This is a genomic window from Spirosoma migulaei (assembly GCF_054776855.1).
In genome coordinates, this window is the sequence record NZ_BAAHBG010000001.1 from 77,383 (window position 1) to 95,959 (window position 18,577).

13 protein-coding genes are annotated in these 18,577 nt (G+C 49.7%); 4 read left to right on the forward strand and 9 right to left on the reverse strand.

The window, feature by feature from the left end:
* Window positions 1-55: 55 nt before the first annotated feature.
* The 7 genes from ACYVGO_RS00290 to ACYVGO_RS00320 all read right to left on the reverse strand — a co-directional run bounded on the left by ACYVGO_RS00290 (window position 56) and on the right by ACYVGO_RS00320 (window position 11,520).
* A complete protein-coding gene (locus tag ACYVGO_RS00290; RefSeq protein WP_460966647.1) occupies window positions 56-1,150 on the reverse strand; it encodes an NHL repeat-containing protein in 1,095 nt (364 codons plus the stop codon).
* A 129-nt stretch (window positions 1,151-1,279) separates the two neighbouring features.
* Window positions 1,280-2,728 carry a DUF1501 domain-containing protein gene (locus ACYVGO_RS00295; protein ID WP_460966649.1) on the reverse strand — a complete coding sequence of 483 codons (1,449 nt, stop codon included), beginning with the start codon at window positions 2,726-2,728 and terminating at the stop codon, window positions 1,280-1,282.
* 256 nt (window positions 2,729-2,984) lie between these two features.
* The gene (locus ACYVGO_RS00300; RefSeq protein ID WP_460966651.1) at window positions 2,985-6,125 is read right to left on the reverse strand and encodes a DUF1553 domain-containing protein; all 3,141 of its coding nucleotides are present in this window, start codon (window positions 6,123-6,125) and stop codon (window positions 2,985-2,987) included.
* 260 nt (window positions 6,126-6,385) lie between these two features.
* The gene (locus ACYVGO_RS00305) at window positions 6,386-7,153 is read right to left on the reverse strand and encodes an SDR family oxidoreductase (RefSeq protein WP_460966653.1); all 768 of its coding nucleotides are present in this window, start codon (window positions 7,151-7,153) and stop codon (window positions 6,386-6,388) included.
* A 205-nt stretch (window positions 7,154-7,358) separates the two neighbouring features.
* Window positions 7,359-8,600, reverse strand: a complete 1,242-nt coding sequence (locus ACYVGO_RS00310; RefSeq protein ID WP_460966655.1) for a glycoside hydrolase family 88 protein — start codon at window positions 8,598-8,600, stop codon at window positions 7,359-7,361.
* A 112-nt stretch (window positions 8,601-8,712) separates the two neighbouring features.
* Window positions 8,713-9,498, reverse strand: a complete 786-nt coding sequence (locus ACYVGO_RS00315; protein ID WP_460966657.1) for a hypothetical protein — start codon at window positions 9,496-9,498, stop codon at window positions 8,713-8,715.
* 84 nt (window positions 9,499-9,582) lie between these two features.
* Window positions 9,583-11,520: a glycoside hydrolase family 97 protein gene (locus ACYVGO_RS00320; protein ID WP_460966660.1), complete on the reverse strand. Its 1,938-nt coding sequence runs from the start codon at window positions 11,518-11,520 to the stop codon at window positions 9,583-9,585.
* Window positions 11,521-11,740: 220 nt separating this feature from the next.
* Here ACYVGO_RS00320 and ACYVGO_RS00325 point away from each other — a divergent pair, with 220 nt between their 5' ends.
* The 4 genes from ACYVGO_RS00325 to ACYVGO_RS00340 all read left to right on the forward strand — a co-directional run bounded on the left by ACYVGO_RS00325 (window position 11,741) and on the right by ACYVGO_RS00340 (window position 14,246).
* Entirely contained in the window at window positions 11,741-12,301 is a 561-nt protein-coding gene (locus ACYVGO_RS00325) for a TetR/AcrR family transcriptional regulator (protein WP_460966662.1), read from the forward strand.
* Between the two features lie 147 nt (window positions 12,302-12,448).
* Window positions 12,449-12,988, forward strand: coding sequence for a carboxymuconolactone decarboxylase family protein (locus ACYVGO_RS00330; RefSeq protein WP_460966664.1), 540 nt, complete (start codon window positions 12,449-12,451; stop codon window positions 12,986-12,988).
* Between the two features lie 81 nt (window positions 12,989-13,069).
* Entirely contained in the window at window positions 13,070-13,591 is a 522-nt protein-coding gene (locus tag ACYVGO_RS00335; RefSeq protein WP_460966666.1) for a nuclear transport factor 2 family protein, read from the forward strand.
* Window positions 13,592-13,619: 28 nt separating this feature from the next.
* Entirely contained in the window at window positions 13,620-14,246 is a 627-nt protein-coding gene (locus tag ACYVGO_RS00340; RefSeq protein WP_460966668.1) for an MOSC domain-containing protein, read from the forward strand.
* 26 nt (window positions 14,247-14,272) lie between these two features.
* On the opposite strand, the gene ACYVGO_RS00345 is transcribed toward ACYVGO_RS00340, so the two are convergent.
* Together ACYVGO_RS00345 and ACYVGO_RS00350 are read right to left on the reverse strand one after the other, a co-directional pair.
* Window positions 14,273-16,663: a heparinase II/III domain-containing protein gene (locus ACYVGO_RS00345; protein ID WP_460966670.1), complete on the reverse strand. Its 2,391-nt coding sequence runs from the start codon at window positions 16,661-16,663 to the stop codon at window positions 14,273-14,275.
* Between the two features lie 152 nt (window positions 16,664-16,815).
* Window positions 16,816-18,450 carry a hypothetical protein gene (locus ACYVGO_RS00350; RefSeq protein ID WP_460966672.1) on the reverse strand — a complete coding sequence of 545 codons (1,635 nt, stop codon included), beginning with the start codon at window positions 18,448-18,450 and terminating at the stop codon, window positions 16,816-16,818.
* Window positions 18,451-18,577 lie beyond the last annotated feature (127 nt).

Sequence of the window (18,577 nt, forward strand, 5' to 3'; positions counted from 1 at the left end):
AGAGATCTCAACATTGCCACCTTGAGATCTCTCCTTACGTCGAGATGACAAAAAACTACACCCGTTCCAATTTCACCGGATACGTTCGGTTGGCGTTCCATTGACAGACGTACAGATTATGATCTTCGTCGACGCAGACGTCGTGGCCGTGGTAGAAGGTGTTCCCGTCCTGAAACAGTTGCTGTAACTGCCCATTCTTATACTCGGGCTGGGTTCCGCCTGGATTCGATACCACCTTATTGTTCTTGTCCAGAATGGTCACGAAACCCGAATTGTCGAACCGCTTCCCTGTTTCCCGCGATTTCGACCAGCAAACCCCGGCGAAGATGTTTTCCCCGTTGATGACAGGGCGGCAAACGTAAGCGCCGGGTAGCTGAACGGTTTCGAGGTAGTTGCCATCGAGGGTGAAGAATTTAAAGGCGTTGTCTTCCCGGGAGGTGCAGATGAGTTTTGGGTTATTGGGTTGCCGTAAATCGACCGCTACACCGTGGGCGTTGTTGAGGTTGTGAGCAGAGTTCTTATTGTCATGGCCGCCAAAATGACGGATATATTGCCCTTGTTGATTGTACTGAATGATGTAATCCGAACCATATCCATCCGCCACGTAAAAATCACCGTTGGGCGCTACAGCGACTTCCGTAGGCATGAATTTCTGCTCCGGTTTGTACACGACAATGGTCGACGGGTGGCCAATGCTAAAGATCAGACTTCCATCAACAGTGGTTTTGAAAACCCCTCCCGACTGCGCGTGCCACTTGTTATCCCGCCCGAAAAAATACCCGCAATCGGTAATGAATAGCGCATCTTCACCACCTTCCGGTGCCAGTGTGAGGCCATGACCACCGGGATAACGCGTCCCCCAGGAATCGAGTAACTTTCCCGATTTGTCGTACACCAGAATATTATTTTTGACCTCATCATTGATCATGATCAATCGACCTTTCGAGTCTTTAACCATTTCGTGGCAGTTGAAAACGGGCGTTTTAGTCGGGTCCAGGACACCCCATTCTTTATTGACCCGGTAGCGATAAGCCCCATGCCCGATAATTTCATGATCGGTATTGCGAGCGTAGCCAACGAGATTCACGGCCAACGAACTGGCTGCCAAAGCAGTCGAGTTTTTAAGGAAGGTTCTGCGAGTTTGAGTCATGGTTGGTTTAGCTTTAATGAACCTGTTTTTTGTCATTCCGACGCCAGGAGGGATCTCAAGTTTCGCATTAGTCAAGCTTGAGATCCCTCCTGACGTCGGGATGACAAAAACACTATGCTTACTAGATAGTCACGCTAAAATTCCCTTCACGAGCTTGCCTTCCACATCCGTCAATCGGAAGCGTCGGCCCTGAAATTCGTAAACCAGTTTCTCGTGATCGATGCCCATCAGATGGAGCAATGTTGCCTGGAAATCATGTACATGCACCGGATTGTGGGCGATATTATACCCAAACTCATCGGTTTCGCCGTAGGTAATGCCGGGTTTGATACCGCCACCGGCCATCCAGATCGTGAAACAGCGGGGGTGATGGTCGCGCCCGTAATTGTCTTTCGTCAGTTTCCCCTGCGAATAGTTCGTTCGGCCAAATTCTCCGCCCCAAACGACCACCGTATCGTCCAGCAATCCCCGTTGTTTGAGATCCTGAACCAGGGCCGCCGATGCCTGGTCGGTAGCTTTACATTGACGGGCGATGCCTTTTGGTAAATCGCCGTGTTGGTCCCAGCCCTGATGGTAGAGTTGCACGAATTTGACGTCGCGTTCCAGTAATCGGCGGGCCATCAGGCAATTGGCGGCAAAGGTTCCCGGATTACGCGCTTCGGGGCCATACAGGTCAAATACCCAATCAGGTTCATCAGACATATCGTTGACATCGGGCACCGACGTTTGCATCCGAAACGCCATTTCGTACTGGGCAATGTGGTTCGCCACTTCGGGGTCGCCGTAAATTCCTTCCTGCACCTGGTTCAGATCTTTCAGGGCGTCGAGCATATAGCGCCGGTCGGAGGTGGTGAAGCCGTTCGGGTTGTTGAGGTACAATACCGGATCGGCCCCCGAGCGAAACTGCACACCCTGATGCTTGGAGGGCAGAAAGCCGTTTCCCCAAAGCCGGGCGTAGAGAGGCTGGTCTTTAGGCGCATCATTCGAGACCAGTACGATAAAGGAAGGCAGATTCTCGTTGGCTGAACCCAGTCCGTAACTGATCCAGGAGCCGATGCTGGGACGTCCGGCCAACTGGTTTCCCGTTTGGAAAAACGTCAGCGCAGGGTCATGGTTAATCTGCTCGGTGTACATCGACTTAATGAAGCACAACTCATCCGCGACCTTGCCAGTGTAGGGCATCAATTCGCTGAGCCAGGCCCCACTTTTCCCGTGCTGGGCAAATGTATAGGGCGAACTCACCAGCGGCAATACCGACTGCTGAGCGCTCATGCTCGTCAGCCGCTGCCCTTTCCGAACCGAAGCGGGCAGGTCTTTACCGTGCATTTTCTCCAGATAGGGCTTATAGTCGAACATTTCCAGTTGAGATGGCCCCCCACTCTGGCACAGATACACAATCCGTTTGGCCTTCGGTGCCCGATGCGGAACCAGTAACGTTGGCTCTGGACCGGGAGTCGAGAATAGGTTGCGCGGCAACAACGAACCTAAGGCCAATGAGCCTAAGCCAATAGACGCCTTGGTCAGAAACGACCGCCGGTTGAATGTGTCGGCCAGAGTTTGTGCTAGTTTGTTGGTCATTGGTTTTGGTTCGTTTCGTTCACGCTGTTGTTCACGCTTGGCTTTGCCGAGTGTGGACTATTCTTTAGGGCCTCTGGCCCGTATTAAATAAAATAAACAGGCCAGAGGCCTTTATGTGGTGTCAGTTGCCTGATTGTGCTGTCAGGTTAAGAACCTGACAGCTGGTTAGGTTTCTCAAAACCTAATGACAGGAGGTTTTGAGAAACCTCGCGTGTCGGTTATAAGTAACCGACATCACTGACTTGCTTCTTACATCTCAATGCTTCGTCACGAACGCTTCCGAATTCATGACTGTACTCGCTACTACGGCTCCAGCGGCTAAGGCTGGTAGGTCGCTAATGCCTGTTGATTTATGCTCCCCAGCCTGCAGCCAACCCTGCATTTTGGCCGGACTTTTCCTGAACGTCTGGTATTCCTGCTCGTAGAGTCGGGTTAAAATCGCCAGTTCTTTGGGCTGGGGTTTTCGACTGGTCAAAAGCCGGAATACCTCCGTGAGTTGGTCCGGTAGGGGCTTGGACTGGCTCATTGATCGTTCGGCAACCACTTTGGCGGCTTCTACAAACTGCGGATCGTTGAGCAGAATCAGGGCTTGCAAAGGCGTACTGGTTTTCTGTCGTTGTACCACGCAATAGCTGCGCGAAGGTGCGTCAAACGTATTCATCGATGGGGGTGGGTTCGTCCGACGCCAGAATGTGTACAAACTCCGCCGATACAAACCTTCGCCTTTATCCTGCTCATACACCGCGCTGTTAACGGCCCAAAGGCCTTCAGGTTGATAGGGTTTTACACTCGGGCCACCCATTTTTGTTGACAGCAATCCACTGGCCGCAAGTGCATTATCCCGAATCATTTCGGCGGTTAGTCTTGACAGTGGGCCACGTGATAACCAGGTGTTTTCGGGATCTTTCGCCAGGCCTTCCCGCGTGCCACGGGACGATTGTTGATAAGTTGCCGATAGTACGATCAACTTCTGCATCGCCTTTACATTCCATCCCGACTCTCTAAAGTTAATGGCCATCCAGTCGAGCAGTTCGGGGTGGGTGGGCAAGCCGCCCTGATTTCCGAAATTATTGGACGATTTCTGAAGCCCCGTTCCGAAATAGGTTTGCCAGTAGCGGTTAACCACGACGCGGGCTGTGAGTGGATTATCAGGGTGTAGCAACCACTTTGCCAGGCCAAGCCGATTGCGGGGAAATTCGGGCGAGAAGGGGAGGATGCTGGCGGGTACATCAGGACGAACCCGTTCGCCGTGGGCATCGTACACCCCCCGCTTGAGCAGGTAGGTAGGGCGCGGTGTTTTCATGTCCTCCATCACCATAATCTCCGGTATCTCTTCGACAACCCGGTTGCGCTCGGCCCGAAGTTTCAGCAGTTCATCGCGTTGATGCTGATAAGACGCCGATACGTTAGCTAAGTAGTAGGGGAACAGGGTTTTAGTATCAGGTTTTTTGACTGATATAGGCGACGTAACACCCGCTGATATGGGCAATAGAGCTACTTCTGGCGCGGTGAGTTCACGACTATAGACAACCAGCTCATCGACCAGCCCATTCTTAAAACCCGTTCCCCGCATATCGGCCCCGACCTGCAAACCGGGCTGGTCTTTCCCCATGTGTTTGCCTTTAGGCCAGATGATGTCTTTGTAGAGATTATCTTTTTCAGTCACCATCGCGGCCTCTTTCCCATCGATGTAGAGCTTCAGGCCAGATGCCTTACTCGACCCATCGTAGGTCATCGTCAACTGAACCCATGTTTGCTTTGGTAGCCGTTGCTGGCTCACCTTAATGATGCTGTTGTAAGGCCAGGTGTGGGCCATCAGGAGTTCGGCTTTTCCATCGCGGATATTCAGAAAATAACCCCGGAAATTATACAGAATATCGCCCTGACCTTTGTGCAGAATGACGCCTTTGTTGAGGTCGTTGGGAATGTTTACCCACACACCAATCGAAAACGGCTGCGATCGGTTGAAAACGCCCACCTTGCCAAGGTTCAGAATATCATCGCCATTGGAATGGAAAGCCTGCCCGAATTTGCCCGCTGCCAGAACCGGCTCAAGTACAGTGCCTTTGTCGGTGGATGAAACGTCACTGACAAACTTTCCATCCACCAGCTTGTCGAACGTAAACCGGGCCTGTAAACCTTTACGTAGATCGAACGCGATGTTGTTGCCAGTGTTTGCCTGCCATTGAGTAAAAGTAGTTTGTTCGGCCTGTTTCGTTTGATTCAGCGCGGTTTCTGCTGTTTTGATTTTGGTGTCGATAAACGTGAGCAGGCTGTCCTGTTTTTTCTCAGAGAGGAGCATCGTGGGCACGGGCATGGCATCGTCCCAGGAGATTTGACCGGCTTCGTCTACGTTATTGAAAAAGGCAAACAGGCTGTAATAATCCTTCTGTGAAATCGGGTCGAACTTATGGTCGTGGCAGCGGGCGCATTCTACGGTCATACCGAGCATGGCGGTGCCCAACGTGTTGGTACGGTCGGCAACGTATTCCACCCGAAACTCTTCGTTAATAATGCCGCCCTCCGTATTTTGAGAATGGTTGCGATTGAAGCCCGTAGCCAGGCGTTGTTCGCGGCTGGGCTGGGGGAGGAGATCGCCCGCCAATTGCCAGGTCAGAAACTGGCTAAACGGCTGATTCTGGTTGAACGACTTAATGACCCAATCGCGCCAGGGCCACATAGGTCGGTAGCGGTCAACGGTGTAGCCATGCGTATCGGCATAACGGGCCAGATCGAGCCAGTCGACGGCCATTTTCTCGCCGTAATGGGGTGACTGCAATAGTCGATCAACCACTTTTTCGTAGGCGTTTGGTGAAGTATCGGCCAGAAAAGCGTCCAGTTCGGCAAGGGTAGGCGGGAGGCCGGTAAGATCGAGTGAGACCCGTCGGAGCAGTGTTTCTTTGTCGGCTTCGGGAGCGGGTTTTAATCCTTTTTCCTCCATTTTTTGGAGCACGAAGTTGTCAATCCCGTTTTTGGGCCAGCGTGCGTCAGTCACAGTTGGCAAGTCCAGCTTCTGGGGTTTGATGAGCGCCCAGTGCGGTTTGTATTCGGCTCCCTGCTCAATCCATTTGATGAGCACCGCTTTTTCGTAATCCGACAAAACGCGGTTCGATGCTTTGGGCGGCATCATCTCATGCTCATCGGCAGTGATGATGCGGTGGTAAACTTCACTATTGGCCAGATCGCCGGGCACAATGGCGTGTTTGCCTTTGGCTTTTTTCAGCGCGGCCATGGCACCTTCTGGCGTAGCCAGTTCTAAACCTGCCTTCTGACTGTTTTTGTCCGGGCCGTGGCAAAAGAAACATTTGTCGGAAAGGATGGGCTTGACGTGGAGGTTATAATCAACGGTTTCAGGAAGCTTATCCGCCAGCTTTGCAATGGCTGCGGGTTTCTCCACGCGGTTGCAGCTTTGTAGCAAGCCAATGGTAACGAGGCAAGCGAAGCTTGTTAGAAGAAAAAAGAAGGGTTGTTGAAAAGGGGTAGGATTGGGTATGCCACATCTCCAAGATATGGCATACCCAGTCCTACCCCTTTTCAACAACCCTGAAAACGAATCCTTTCCCATTATCACTACCAATTGTCTAATCGGTAGCAAAAATAGGATTTAAACGGGCAAATCGAAATACACAAATAAGAGGTTGTTTTACACAAATCCGACTATCGCCCCATCCAGCCCCCGTCGACCGTCAGGATGGTACCATGGACATAAGCGCTTGCGTCCGAGGCCAGGAATACGATTGGCCCTTTGAAATCTTCAGGTTCACCCCAGCGACCGGCTGGAATCCGATCCAGAATGGATTTTGATCGATCCGGATCAGCGCGTAGTGCTTTTGTATTATTGGTCGAAATATAGCCCGGCGCAATGCCATTCACATTCACGCCTTTAGACGCCCATTCGTTCGAAAACGCCTTAACTAGTCCGGCCACGGCACTTTTGCTGGCGGTATAGCCCGGCACATTGATGCCGCCCTGGAAGCTCAATAAGGAACAGGTAAATATAATTTTGCCCGACCCTCTGGCAATCATGTCCTTACCAAACTCTCTGGCCAGAATAAATTGCGCATCCAGGTTGACCGCGATCACCTTATCCCACCATTCATCGGGGTGTTCGGCAACGGGTTTGCGCAGAATTGTCCCCGCATTGTTGACTAAAATATCAATGGAATGGGCTGCTTTTACGGCGTTGATAAACTGATACAGAGCATCCCGATCTGAAAGATCAACCTGATACCCGTCGAACGTTCGACCAAAGGCCGTGACGGCTTTTTCGGTGTCTCCCCCGTTGATGACACCGGAATTGGATGTGCCAATAATATTGGCCCCGGCTTCGGCCAGCGCAATAGCCATCGCTTGTCCTAATCCGGTGTTACTGCCGGTCACTAAGGCGGTTTTACCAGCAAGGCTGAATTGGTTTAGACTACTCATTGATGATACTGGTTAAATTGACTCAATTGTGTTTTTTGGAATTGCGTTTTTTGTCATTTCGACGTCAGGAGAAATCTCAAGCTTGATTATTACGAGACTTGAGATTTCTCCTGACGTCGAAATGACAAAAAAATACAATTAAAATTTAGACAAAACCCCCTTCCTTTCTCCGTATCCTCGGTTCGACGCCATGACAAAAAAGCAACTATAGTTTTGACAAAACACCCTTCCCTTCTCGCAGCTTTTTCGCTCGTAACAACGCTTCGATGTAGTAATAATCGGCGTAGTTGATCGATGCATCTACTTCGCTATTATTGGGTTTGTGACCCGTACTGTGCAGCAGAAAGGCGTTGTTCACTGACCGACTCTGGTAGGCAGCAGACGACAGTGTTTCCAGCATTTGCTCCGCTTTGGTTCGGTACATCTGCGCTTTCGTTTTGTCCTTGACAAAGGTAGAGAGTTCCAGCAGGGCAGACGCCGTCACAGCTGCAGCTGAGGCATCTTTTGGCGCATTTGGTCGGTCAGGCGAATCCACGCCGGGCGCACTAAAATCCCAATAGGGAATCAGGTCATGCGGTAAGCGTTCCAGATACACATCCGACACTTTTTGAGCGAAATCCAGAAATTTGGGGTCTTTGGTTTCCCGGTAGGTCATCGTATAGCCGTAAATAGCCCAGCTTTGGCCCCTGGCCCACATACTGTTGTCCGCATAGCCCTGGTGAGTAACGCCCTTAATTTTTTTGCCGGTTTCCTTGTCATACACTACAACGTGGTAAGATGTATAATCAGGTCGGAAATGGTTGTTCATGGTCGTTGTTGCGTGGGAAACGGCGATGTCGTATAACGTCTTCGATCCCCCATTCTTCGATGCCCAGAATAGAAGTTCGAGGTTGATCATGTTGTCCATGATCGTGTTGTGCTGTGGCCATTCCATATTCGGTACGGGGCGGGGCCACGACAAAATCGTACCCACTTTCGGATTGAACAAGGTGGCCAGTGTGTCCGCTGTTGCCAGCAGAATTTTCTTGTAGTCTGGATTCCCCGTCAGTCGAAGGCCATTGCCAAAGCTGCAATACATTTGGAAGCCCAGGTCGTGGTCGATGGCTTTGCTGTAGGCTAAAGGCGTCAATTCACGCGAGAATGAATCGGCTTTGGCTTTCCATTTCGGGTCTTTCGTGTATTCATAGACGTACCACAGAGTCCCCGGCCAGAAACCGCTCGTCCAGTCTTTGTAGTCGATGTATTTCCACTGCGTTTTGCCGTTGAGGATGTTTCGGGGCAGGTTCGGTGCCGTTGTGGGGAGCGTTGCCGATGTTTTGGCTGCCTGATCTACACAATACGTTAATGCCTGATCGACATTGAGTTGGATTGAGAGGTTGAGACACAAGCCTATGCTGCCTACGAGCGGGAGCAACATGGTTGTTTTCTTGAAACGGGGAAAAGACATTGGCTGATTAGCTAACCATATATAAAAGTTTAGCGGATATAAATAGTCTTCCCCGGTTAATCTGTACTCTTTTAAAAGATTGAATTCTAATGTATTTTAATTTGATAAACAATTAGTAATGCTTTTCAACTAATATTCTTGCCTCATTCTGAGCTGCTTGGGCAGTTTCAAATATTTTATTGTAAAAATAAAATAAGGCTAATCCATATTGGGGTAATTCAAGAAATATGAAATCATCCATTTCATGAAAGAAGTAAAAGCTTTTATTCCTTGTTCTAATAATTACAAGAGAATTGATAGACTGGTTTTTATTTTTAACTATTAGCCTTTTACGTGATCGCCTTATCTCGGCAATAACAGAATGATCTGTATGGACATTATCCAACCGCAGCAGTGAAAGAGGAAAATCCGCTAGATACGGTATGTAGCTTCCAGAGGCAAACCTCAGGAATTTACGTCGAATATTAAGTATTTGAAATTTATAATCGATTGTCTCTAGCCATCTTATAACATTTGCCTTTTCAGATGTTGATAAGTTTAAATTTTTCGTATCTGTATTTACAAGAAGGTTCGTGATATACTTTTCCAAATCGGAAAGCAAATCATTATTGCAAATATTACAAGCTGGTACGGTGGTTTTGTTATAAGTCTGACTGACCCCGTTCATATTCGTAATAAAGAAACGTTCAGTAGCGCCTTCAAAAGTCCATTTTGGAAGCACATGCTCTTTAGTGATATTTTCTGTAGATCCACAAAATACACATATCTCTGGTTCTCCGACGATAATGGCTTTGCCTTCCGACCTAGATAAAAAGTTTTTAATAACGTGATCCATTACAGCCCTAGAACCATTACGGCATACTTTTCTAAAAACTTTAAGCTTTGAATCTATGGACATGCTAGCAATTGATAAACAGCTATCAAAGCTATTGAAATATGTTCCATTTACTCAAACCATTGCGTGTATACTAGTTAACAAGAGCTACTTTGCCTCTGGAGTTAACCAAACCGCCTGCCCACCGCGGGGCAGCAGGTTCATATCCAGCGATTGTCCGGCTTTTACGCTCTTCGTGCTTACGCGCACCTGTGTTTTGGTTTTCACCGTCGGATCGTCGGAATAAATATGGGCGGTGTAGGTTTTTCCTTTCGGCAGAAAATCCAGCGGAAGTTCCAGGCTACGTCCGTCGTTGTTGCTGATGGTGCCCACAAACCAGTCGTCGCCACGTCGGCGGGCGATGGTCACGTACTCACCGATGGCGTCGTGAATGACTTTGGTGTCATCCCAAACGGTGGGTACTTTGGCGAAAAACTCGATTTCAGGCTCACCGCCGTAGAGTTCAGGTTTGTCGTACCAGAACACCGATTGTAGCGGACTGTAGGAAATGACATTCATGGCCAGTTGATGCGCATGGGTATTTTTTAGCCGTTTATCATAGTAGCAAATCGTGTAGTCGCCCGCTCCGGCGAGGTAGCGGGTGAAGGGTAAAACGGTGTCGTGCGTGGCATCCGGGAATTCTTCATTGCCGCGAATGCCTTCCTGCGTCATCACGTTCGGGTAGGTGCGGCTGGTGCCCGTTGGGCGGTATTCGTCGTGGATATTCACCATCAGGCCGTTTTCCATGGCTTTGCGCTTGGCCTCCGTTAGCCAGGTTGTCCAGCGGTGAGAGCCCACTTCAACGAAGCCAAACTTGACCCCTTTTACACCCCATTTTTTGTACAGCGGGAAAATCTCGTCCATCTGTTTGTAGAGCGCCTGCAAGTTGACGTACAGAATCACGCCAACCGGAGCGCCGGACCGTTCCTTTGACTTGCCGTAGTCAATGATTTTCTGAAGATTCATTTTGGCGACCACCTTTGTCGCATCGGAATTGAAGCTAAACGCAGGGCCGTACCATTTCCAGTCGAACAGAATGTATTGCAGGTTGTGGGCGGCTGCAAAGTCGATACAGGCATTGGCTCCCGCATCGGTGAGAGTTACCTCACGCATCACCTTACCTGGCTTGATCCAGTCGGTATTCTGGAGCGTGGTGGGCGGGTTTAGGTTCAGCATGATGTCGTTGTTTTCGAGCAGTTGCCCCAATCGTTCGGCCACCATGATCACCCGCCAGGGCGTACCCACATCCGACATCAGGTCGGCGCTTTCGTACATGGACGTAAGAACTGTGCTCGGCTTATCGGGCGAGAGTTTGAATTTCGTCATCGCGTAATCCGTCAACTGCGCTTCGGCCAGACTCGCATACAGGCCATTGGGCAACGAAAGCGTCAAGGGCCGCTCCGAATTTTCCGGCCAATTCGCCAGGGGCAACGCTGAATACGGCCCCTGCGCCCAGGCTGTGTACCAGGCTTTGGTGTTGGCAGGCAAGGCAAACTCACTGTTTTCGGCCGCTACGCGATAATACATCCCGTTTGGATGTTCGGGGAAGAAATAGCGAAAGGCAACTCCGGCATTGTAGGCCCGGAAAATAACACTGACGGTATAATCGGGGCTATCTTCTTTCTGTAGCTGAATTTCGACCTGGTTGTAGTTGTCCCGAATCTGGCTGCGTTCGCCGTATACGGGTTTCCAGGTGGTGTCTTTGGTTGTGGTAACGACGTTTTTAATGACCAGATTATCGCACCAGTTGACGCCCAGGGTTCCGGGAGGGGTGGTCACCTTGTGCGCCATGGCATGTTCAAACACGTGGTTATCAATCTGAATACCCAAACCTGATTCGAGAATAACCGGCTTTTTCTGGTAATCGACCCGGTACAGCATCTGGCGTTTACCAGGGCTGACTTCTTTCTGCGAAAACACCAGTTCCAGCTTGCCATCGGGCGATTGAAGGCGGGTTTCAGTGCCCTGGCTGAAGGTTGGCCTAACGCTCAGGAGTGTAACGATTAAAATCAGAAAGCAAGGCTGGAATTTGGTTTGAATGGTCATTTGGTTAAAACGGTAAGTTCGGCACAGACGGCACTGACCGAATCTGTCAATCTGCTAGCTGTAAATAGACCGGTTGGGCGTCTGGATAACCGTTGTACAGGATAATTTTCGCTGATTGCGATTTATTGTCGCTTCAAAAATCATTTTTATTCGAAATTTTATCCATTCGTGAACTTATAGACAGACAAGTCTGTATTACGAAAAAGCAACAGGAATTAACATGAAATCGAACGCTTCTGTACTCCGTCCCTCTGAAACCCGTCAGCGCATTGTGGATACCGCTGCGCGACTATTCTATACGCAGGGCTATAATCTCACGGGAATCAATCAATTGATCGATGAAGCGGGCGTGGCCAAAGCCAGTTTGTATCAGCACTTTGCGTCAAAAGAAGACCTACTGATTGCCTATTTGACGAAGACCAGTAATGAGTGGTTCGATCAATTAACGGAGCACGTATCTCCCTACGACACGCCTAAAGCCAAAGTGCTTGCTTCCTTTGATCTGCTGCTTAACTTCTCGGAATCCGTCTCGTTTCGCGGCTGTAACTTTCAGAATATCATTTCCGAAGTTCCCCTGGAAAGTGAGACTGTTCGTTCGGTGATCCGCACCCACAAAGCTAAAATGCGCCAATTTTTTACCGACTTGCTGGCAGAAACAGCTCACGCGGAGCTGGCAGATGCCGTTACGGTGCTCTTTGAGGGGGCATTGATTGCCGGGCAGACGCAACAGGCTATCTGGCCAGTTCAATCGGCTCACGCGTTGCTCGAAAAGCTGCTCTAATTTTTTTTGTCAAATTATAGACAGACCGGTCTGTAATGCAATAAATCCCGTTTATGGATTGACTAGTTTGTTTTTGTATGATTTTGATTTTCAGTTTGTTAAAAGTTAATGTTTTTTCTGTTTTTTCACGTTTAATTAATTCCTTCAATGAAAACTTTCACAGTACCTACCCGAGACGAGGTTTCAGAAAACAACCAGGTTTTATTTGACAACCTGCAAAAAGGGCTTGGTTTCGTACCTAATCTGTACGCTACAATTGCTCACTCCGATAATGGGCTGGCAAAATACCTGGCGTTTCAGGGTGCCAAAACGTCTCTGACTAACAAAGAAAAAGAGGTGGTTAATTTGGTCGTAAGCGAAGTCAATGGGTGCCGATACTGCCTAAGTGCACATACCGTACTGGGGAAGATGAATGGATTCTCGGACGAACAAATTCTGGATCTTAGGAGTGGACAAAGCACGACTCCAAAATTAGATGCACTGGCTAAATTGACCAAAGATATTACTGAAAACAAAGGGCATGCATCATCGGACGCATTGGCGGCTTTTTATGCTGTAGGGTATACAGATGGTAATCTGGTTGACGTGATTTTGCAAATAAGCGATAAGATTGCCATGAATTATCTGCATAACCTGACGCAGATTCCCATTGATTTTCCAATAGCTGCCGAACTCGAAACGGTTTAGTACTAATGTAAATAGGTTGTGCAGGTAGTAGGCACTGGTCTGCACGACTTTTCTCTTCAAACAAAATCAACTTTTATAATCATGAACACGCCCGAGTCTATTGAACCGTTTGAGGACGGTTTGCCTTTTGTTAACGAAGCCTGTGGCGACGATATGTGGGATGAGGTGCTGGCTCAGCCTCCGTACAATCCGGCCTTGCGGGCACCTGTGCCGCCGTTTACCCTTGAAACGGCTTTGCAAAAAGTGCAGCTAGCCGAAAATGCCTGGAATAGCCGAGACCCGGAAAAAGTTTCCTTAGCCTACACGGAGGACACCGAATGGCGCAATCGTACCGAGTTCATTAACGGACGTGAGGCTGTCAAAGCATTTTTGACACGTAAATGGGAGAAAGAACTCGATTACAAATTGAAAAAAGAATTGTGGGGTTTTCGGGAGAATCGGATGGCTGTCCAGTTCAACTATGAGTGGCATGATGCCGCTGGACAGTGGTACCGCAGCTACGGCAACGAACTTTGGGAGTTCGATGAAAACGGCTTGATGCGGAAACGGTTTGCCAGCATCAATGACTTACCCATTCAGGCCAGCGAACGCCAATTGGTCTGATGTCTAACCTACTAACGCGCCGAAGACCATGAATATCCTGTCTGTCAATGTTGGCTTACCTCGTTCGGTGGAATGGAGAGGTCGGACGATTACGACTGGTTTTTTCAAGCAGCCCGTTGAGGGGCCAGTCGCACTCGACGTACTCAATTTTTTGGGTGATCAGCAGGCCGATCTGACGGTTCATGGTGGACCCGACAAGGCCGTTTATGCCTACGATAGCACGCATTATACGCATTGGATGCACCAACTTGAGCGCGATGACTGGGCACCCGGCTTATTCGGTGAGAATTTAACGACGGAGGGATTACTTGAAACCGAGGTACGAATCGGTGATCTGTTTCGGGTTGGGTCGGCTTTGCTTCGAGCGGTGCAACCCCGGTTTCCGTGCTATAAACTCAGTGTTCGATTCGATGATCCCGGCATGACCCGACACTTCGCAAAAGAAGGTCGATCAGGGATTTATTTCCGGGTTGTTGAACCAGGAACCGTGCAGGCGGGCGACTCGATTGAACTAGTCGAAGCTGCAGACACGACGATTACCATTGACGTAATTAACCAGATCGTTTTAACTCGAAAAGTAGAAGCGAACGTGCTGGCCGAAATCGTAGCGCTTCCGCATTTGCCGGATTCGTTGAGGAGTCAGTTTGGACGCTGACCTGTCTATTGCCGCGCCACGATAACCTATTTTTCCTCTTCCAGATCAATCACCAGCAGTTTATCCGCATCATACTGTGGCATTACGGCTTTGTTATTGACAGTCAGTTTACTGATTTTATCGAACCCTAACGACGCCTGAATTAAGGGCTGGCCTTGTAGCTGCACGTTCAATTGACTACCAGCCTTCTCGGCATACATGAAAACTTTAGAGAGTGAATTCAGTAAGGGCTTTCCGTTTTGGCGGAGGTAGCTGCCATTGCTGATGAAAAAGGAGGTTAGTTTCGACGGATCTTGCTGGTTGGTGCCCTCTGGAAAGGTTACCGCCGAGATGTAAGCGTCCGTTTCCCAAGTACAGTCCCGCTCTGGCGTACCGGTCGCACGGCTCATGGTCGCATTGGCATTCCGGTGCATTAACCGGCCGTCGGCCAGGAGGTTGATATATACTTCGGTTACCTGCCCATTTTGAGTGATGCGTATACCGATGTAATTCGTGCCTTCAAATTTTTCAATCACTGGCAGATTGCTACGTCCTGCCCCACCACTCGCTCCCGATGAACCGGTGAAAGTCGTCACGGGTTTGTTGGTTTCGTCGAGCAAAATGATGGCGTTCACGAACTTGGTACGGTCGCTTTTTTCGGGGGGCGACAGGACGTAATAGGGAATCTGCACATTGGTCGTTCTGTCCTTAATGCCCTGTTCAATGCGATACTTCATTTTTTCGGGAAAGTCGTGCGGATAGCCGAGGGGCAATGTTTCGGGATATAAGGGGCGGAACAGGATGGCCGCACTGTCTTTGGTGATTTCCAGATCGGGGCCACGTTTTACGGCTTTGTCGGCAAAGTGCAGCAGGTAGTCGAACTTGCCGATCTCGTAGGTCTTTACGTCATCGATCACCAGAATGACATTTCCGATCCACAGGAAATTGCGGTAGTTCCGAAGGAAGTTCTTCGCCGTTGGGCCGGTGGCATCGGCTAGTATATACTTCACGTTGCCACCATCCAGCATGTGGTACAAATAACCGGGGTTTTTTACGGCGCTATATTGATCGCGCGGGTCCTGTGCCTCGCCGTTAAACAGCAGGACGTTGTGTGCCCGACTGGTGACGAAGTAACTACTGTATTCCGGATTGCCGTAACCTACATCGCCCCCGTCGATGAGCAGATTTTCGCCTTTGTGGTACAGCACAAACGAGCCTGCATCGGCGTGGGCATGGTTCCAGGTAAATCCAGATTTTACGCCCAGCATTGTGGCATCGGGTTTCCACGACGAACGAAGCATGCCCCAACCTAATGACGAATACAGAGCAGACGTTGGTAGGGCAGGGGTAGTCGGAACCGGCTTGTTCTCAGGCTGATAGAGCATCCCCATCGGCGTGGCCACATTCAGGTCTTCGCCAAACTGGTTACGGGTAGTCTGTTGCAGATACCAGTAATAATCATCTTTGCCCAACCCTAAGGCAATCAATAGTTTAGCGGGCCGATCGCCATTAGCAAAATCGTTGCTATCGCCAAAGTTCAGTGACAGCAGTGGCTTACCAGTGCGGGGATAAGACACATTCATGAACCAGTCGACGGTTTTCTGCAATAATCCGTCGTAAGGCATTTTAATGGCAGCTGTTGCATTCGTATAAGCAACCCGAAATAACAGGTATTCCGATACGCCGTAGTTGGCATAGCTAACACTCTCGTAAAACCCACCGTCGGGGTCGAAATTGGATGGTTTGTTTTCCAATACGCTCCCCGCAAAGGCGAACCATTGCTTGCTGTCCTGCATAATATCGGAGGCCCATTTTTTGGCTTCCGGCACCTCGCCCATCACGGCCAGCGAGGCAATGCCTGCTTCAAATACCACAGCCGCCCACCAGTTGTGGCCCATGTTGTTCAGCGACTGGATGCGCTTGTCTTTCGACACCCAGTCGGCAATGGACGGCTCGATGCCCAGCTTTACAATCTTTTCGGCAATGGCTTTTCGTTCTTCTTTGGTGAGGGCGGTATAGATGGCATCGTAGGTGACAGAAGCGGCCCAGTTGTTATGGCTGGTGCCGAGTCCCGCATTCCAGCGGGGAGTTCGGTCGTCCATACCGTCCCAGGCTGAGCGACCTACCAGATCGAACAGCAACGCTTTGGCCCGGTCGGCGTAGCGTTTGTCATTCGTCATGGTGTAGGCCATTGCCAACTGCTCCATATTGCCCCCTTTTGGCTCACCGATCCACGTATCGCAGCGTTTCTGCATAGCGTTCCAGCGATTGGCAAGGAGCGTATCGGTTTTGATTCGTTCTTTCAGGCGCTCCGTACGTTGTGGCGTGTAGAACAGGTAGGGGTGGGCTTTGGGCGTTTGCGCCTGCGTGGGGAGTTGAAGCACAAAAAGCAGGATGATGGTTAAAAGAAACAGGTAAGGTTTGGTTGAGTTGCTCACAAAAGGTTTCTGTTTAAACTATTAAGTGTGTGCTACAAATGCACCTGTTTGTCATTCCGACTTCAGGAGGAATCTCAAGCTTGACTAACGAGGATATTGAGATTCCTCCTGAAGTCGGAATTACAAACAGGCTATTAATTATCAGTTACTTACTATTTTTCTGTTATGAAAAACGTTCGCTCAACCGGCACCGCCGATTGCACTTTCTCTCCTGCGCTCGTCCCATATTGCCAGGCCACTACCGTTACTTTTATGGGTAGTTTACTACGTGGTGGGATTTTTGTAAAGATCAGTTCATTGCCTTCGATAACCGCCGGGCCTTCTTTTACATAATAAGACACGGGCAGTTGCGAATCTGAAACGGCCTTGAGCGTTAATGCTTTTACGCCAGCTTTTTGATTCGGTATTGGCCGAAAATTGATCGTTTGGGGGTTGCCCCCTTTGTTAGTTAACGGAAACCGCATGTCGGCTTGTTGCACGATGCTTTTGTAGGTTTTGTCGCCGTTGTTAGAGGCCAGTAACCAGATGTCGTTGGATCGTTTGGGGTTGTTGAACCCCATTCGGTAGAAGCTGATCTGGAAGGTGCTGTCATTCAGTTTCTTCACCGGGCCGCAAATTCGGTCTATTGAAATGCGGGTGCTGGCATGATCGGACGTAGAACGTACCCGTGAACTATCCGTAAACGCACTTTTTAGGTGGAACGTAATACCGTCTGCATCGGGCAAAAATGAGATCTGATAATTGCCGTGGGTTTTCTTCGGTTCCAGGAATTTGCCGTTTTGCAGGAAACCCAAATACTGTGACGTTTTACCTCTGGACTGCCGGTAGATCGCTTCGGTCGCATCGGCCATTTCCTTGTCGAAGCACCAGGTTGCTACTGCTTTATTGCCCTTATAGGACGCGTAAGGAGCTGCACTGGCCGTGGGTAAACTGTCTTTTCTCCAGCGATCGATCAGCCAGCCTTTTTGTGGATCAATTGGTTTTAAAGCGACACTGTCTTGCGGGCGGAATGTCTTGGGCAATCGGAAGTTAGCCACCTTTTCAAGATAGAGCGCCAGGAAGTTCACCAACTGATCTGAAGTATCGAAATGGCCGCGTCCGGCATCGGCCAGTAAGCTAAACGGCGTTTTGGGATGTTGGGCCACATACGCAAAAGCGGGAGCGAGCCGGTCTTCCCTCCATTCGTATTCGCCCATGACCATCAGGCCAGGAACGCCTTCAATTGTGCGATTTTCCCAATCTGGATTGGGACGGCCGCTGCCGGTGAGTTTGGTAAGCGGTGCATCGCCATGAACAGAAATAGCGGCAAGGGTACGACCGGGATTCCAGGCGGCAAAATTCCAGGGATAGCTGGCCAACGCCGAATGGCCAATGGGCACAACGGGCGCAAATTTCAATTCCCGATAGTCAGAAACATCGGCCAGCCGATTCATCATGTCCGTAAACGCAACGCCCGCGGCTTTTGTGGTAGCAGTTGGGTTCCAGTCGAAAGTTTGATTAAACATAGGCGTCACCCAGACGATAGCAAAGCCCAGTTTAGTCATGGTTTTTCGGAAATCCGGATGCTCAAAAATCCCTTCTTCAAGCATGTTGTGCTGCCCGACCACCACGCCCCGTACGTATTGGCAATCCTCCGGAATCCATAAAAAAGCCTGCGGATGGTCGTTGGTCTCGGGCGAAATCACGGATTGAACCGGGGCCGACCATTGCCAAACCTGAGCTTTAGTAGGATTGATAAATCCGAAGCATACCCACAACCACAGCCAATATATTTTCCGCTTACTCATAAGTTTATGGCTTGTTGTCCGATGCCTGAGACTAGCTGTAAATAGTCGGTTGACTGAGGTTGATAACCGTCAGGTTGCAATTATTTTATTGAGGCATTGAGGTAAGTTTTTTGCTGAAAAAGGAGTA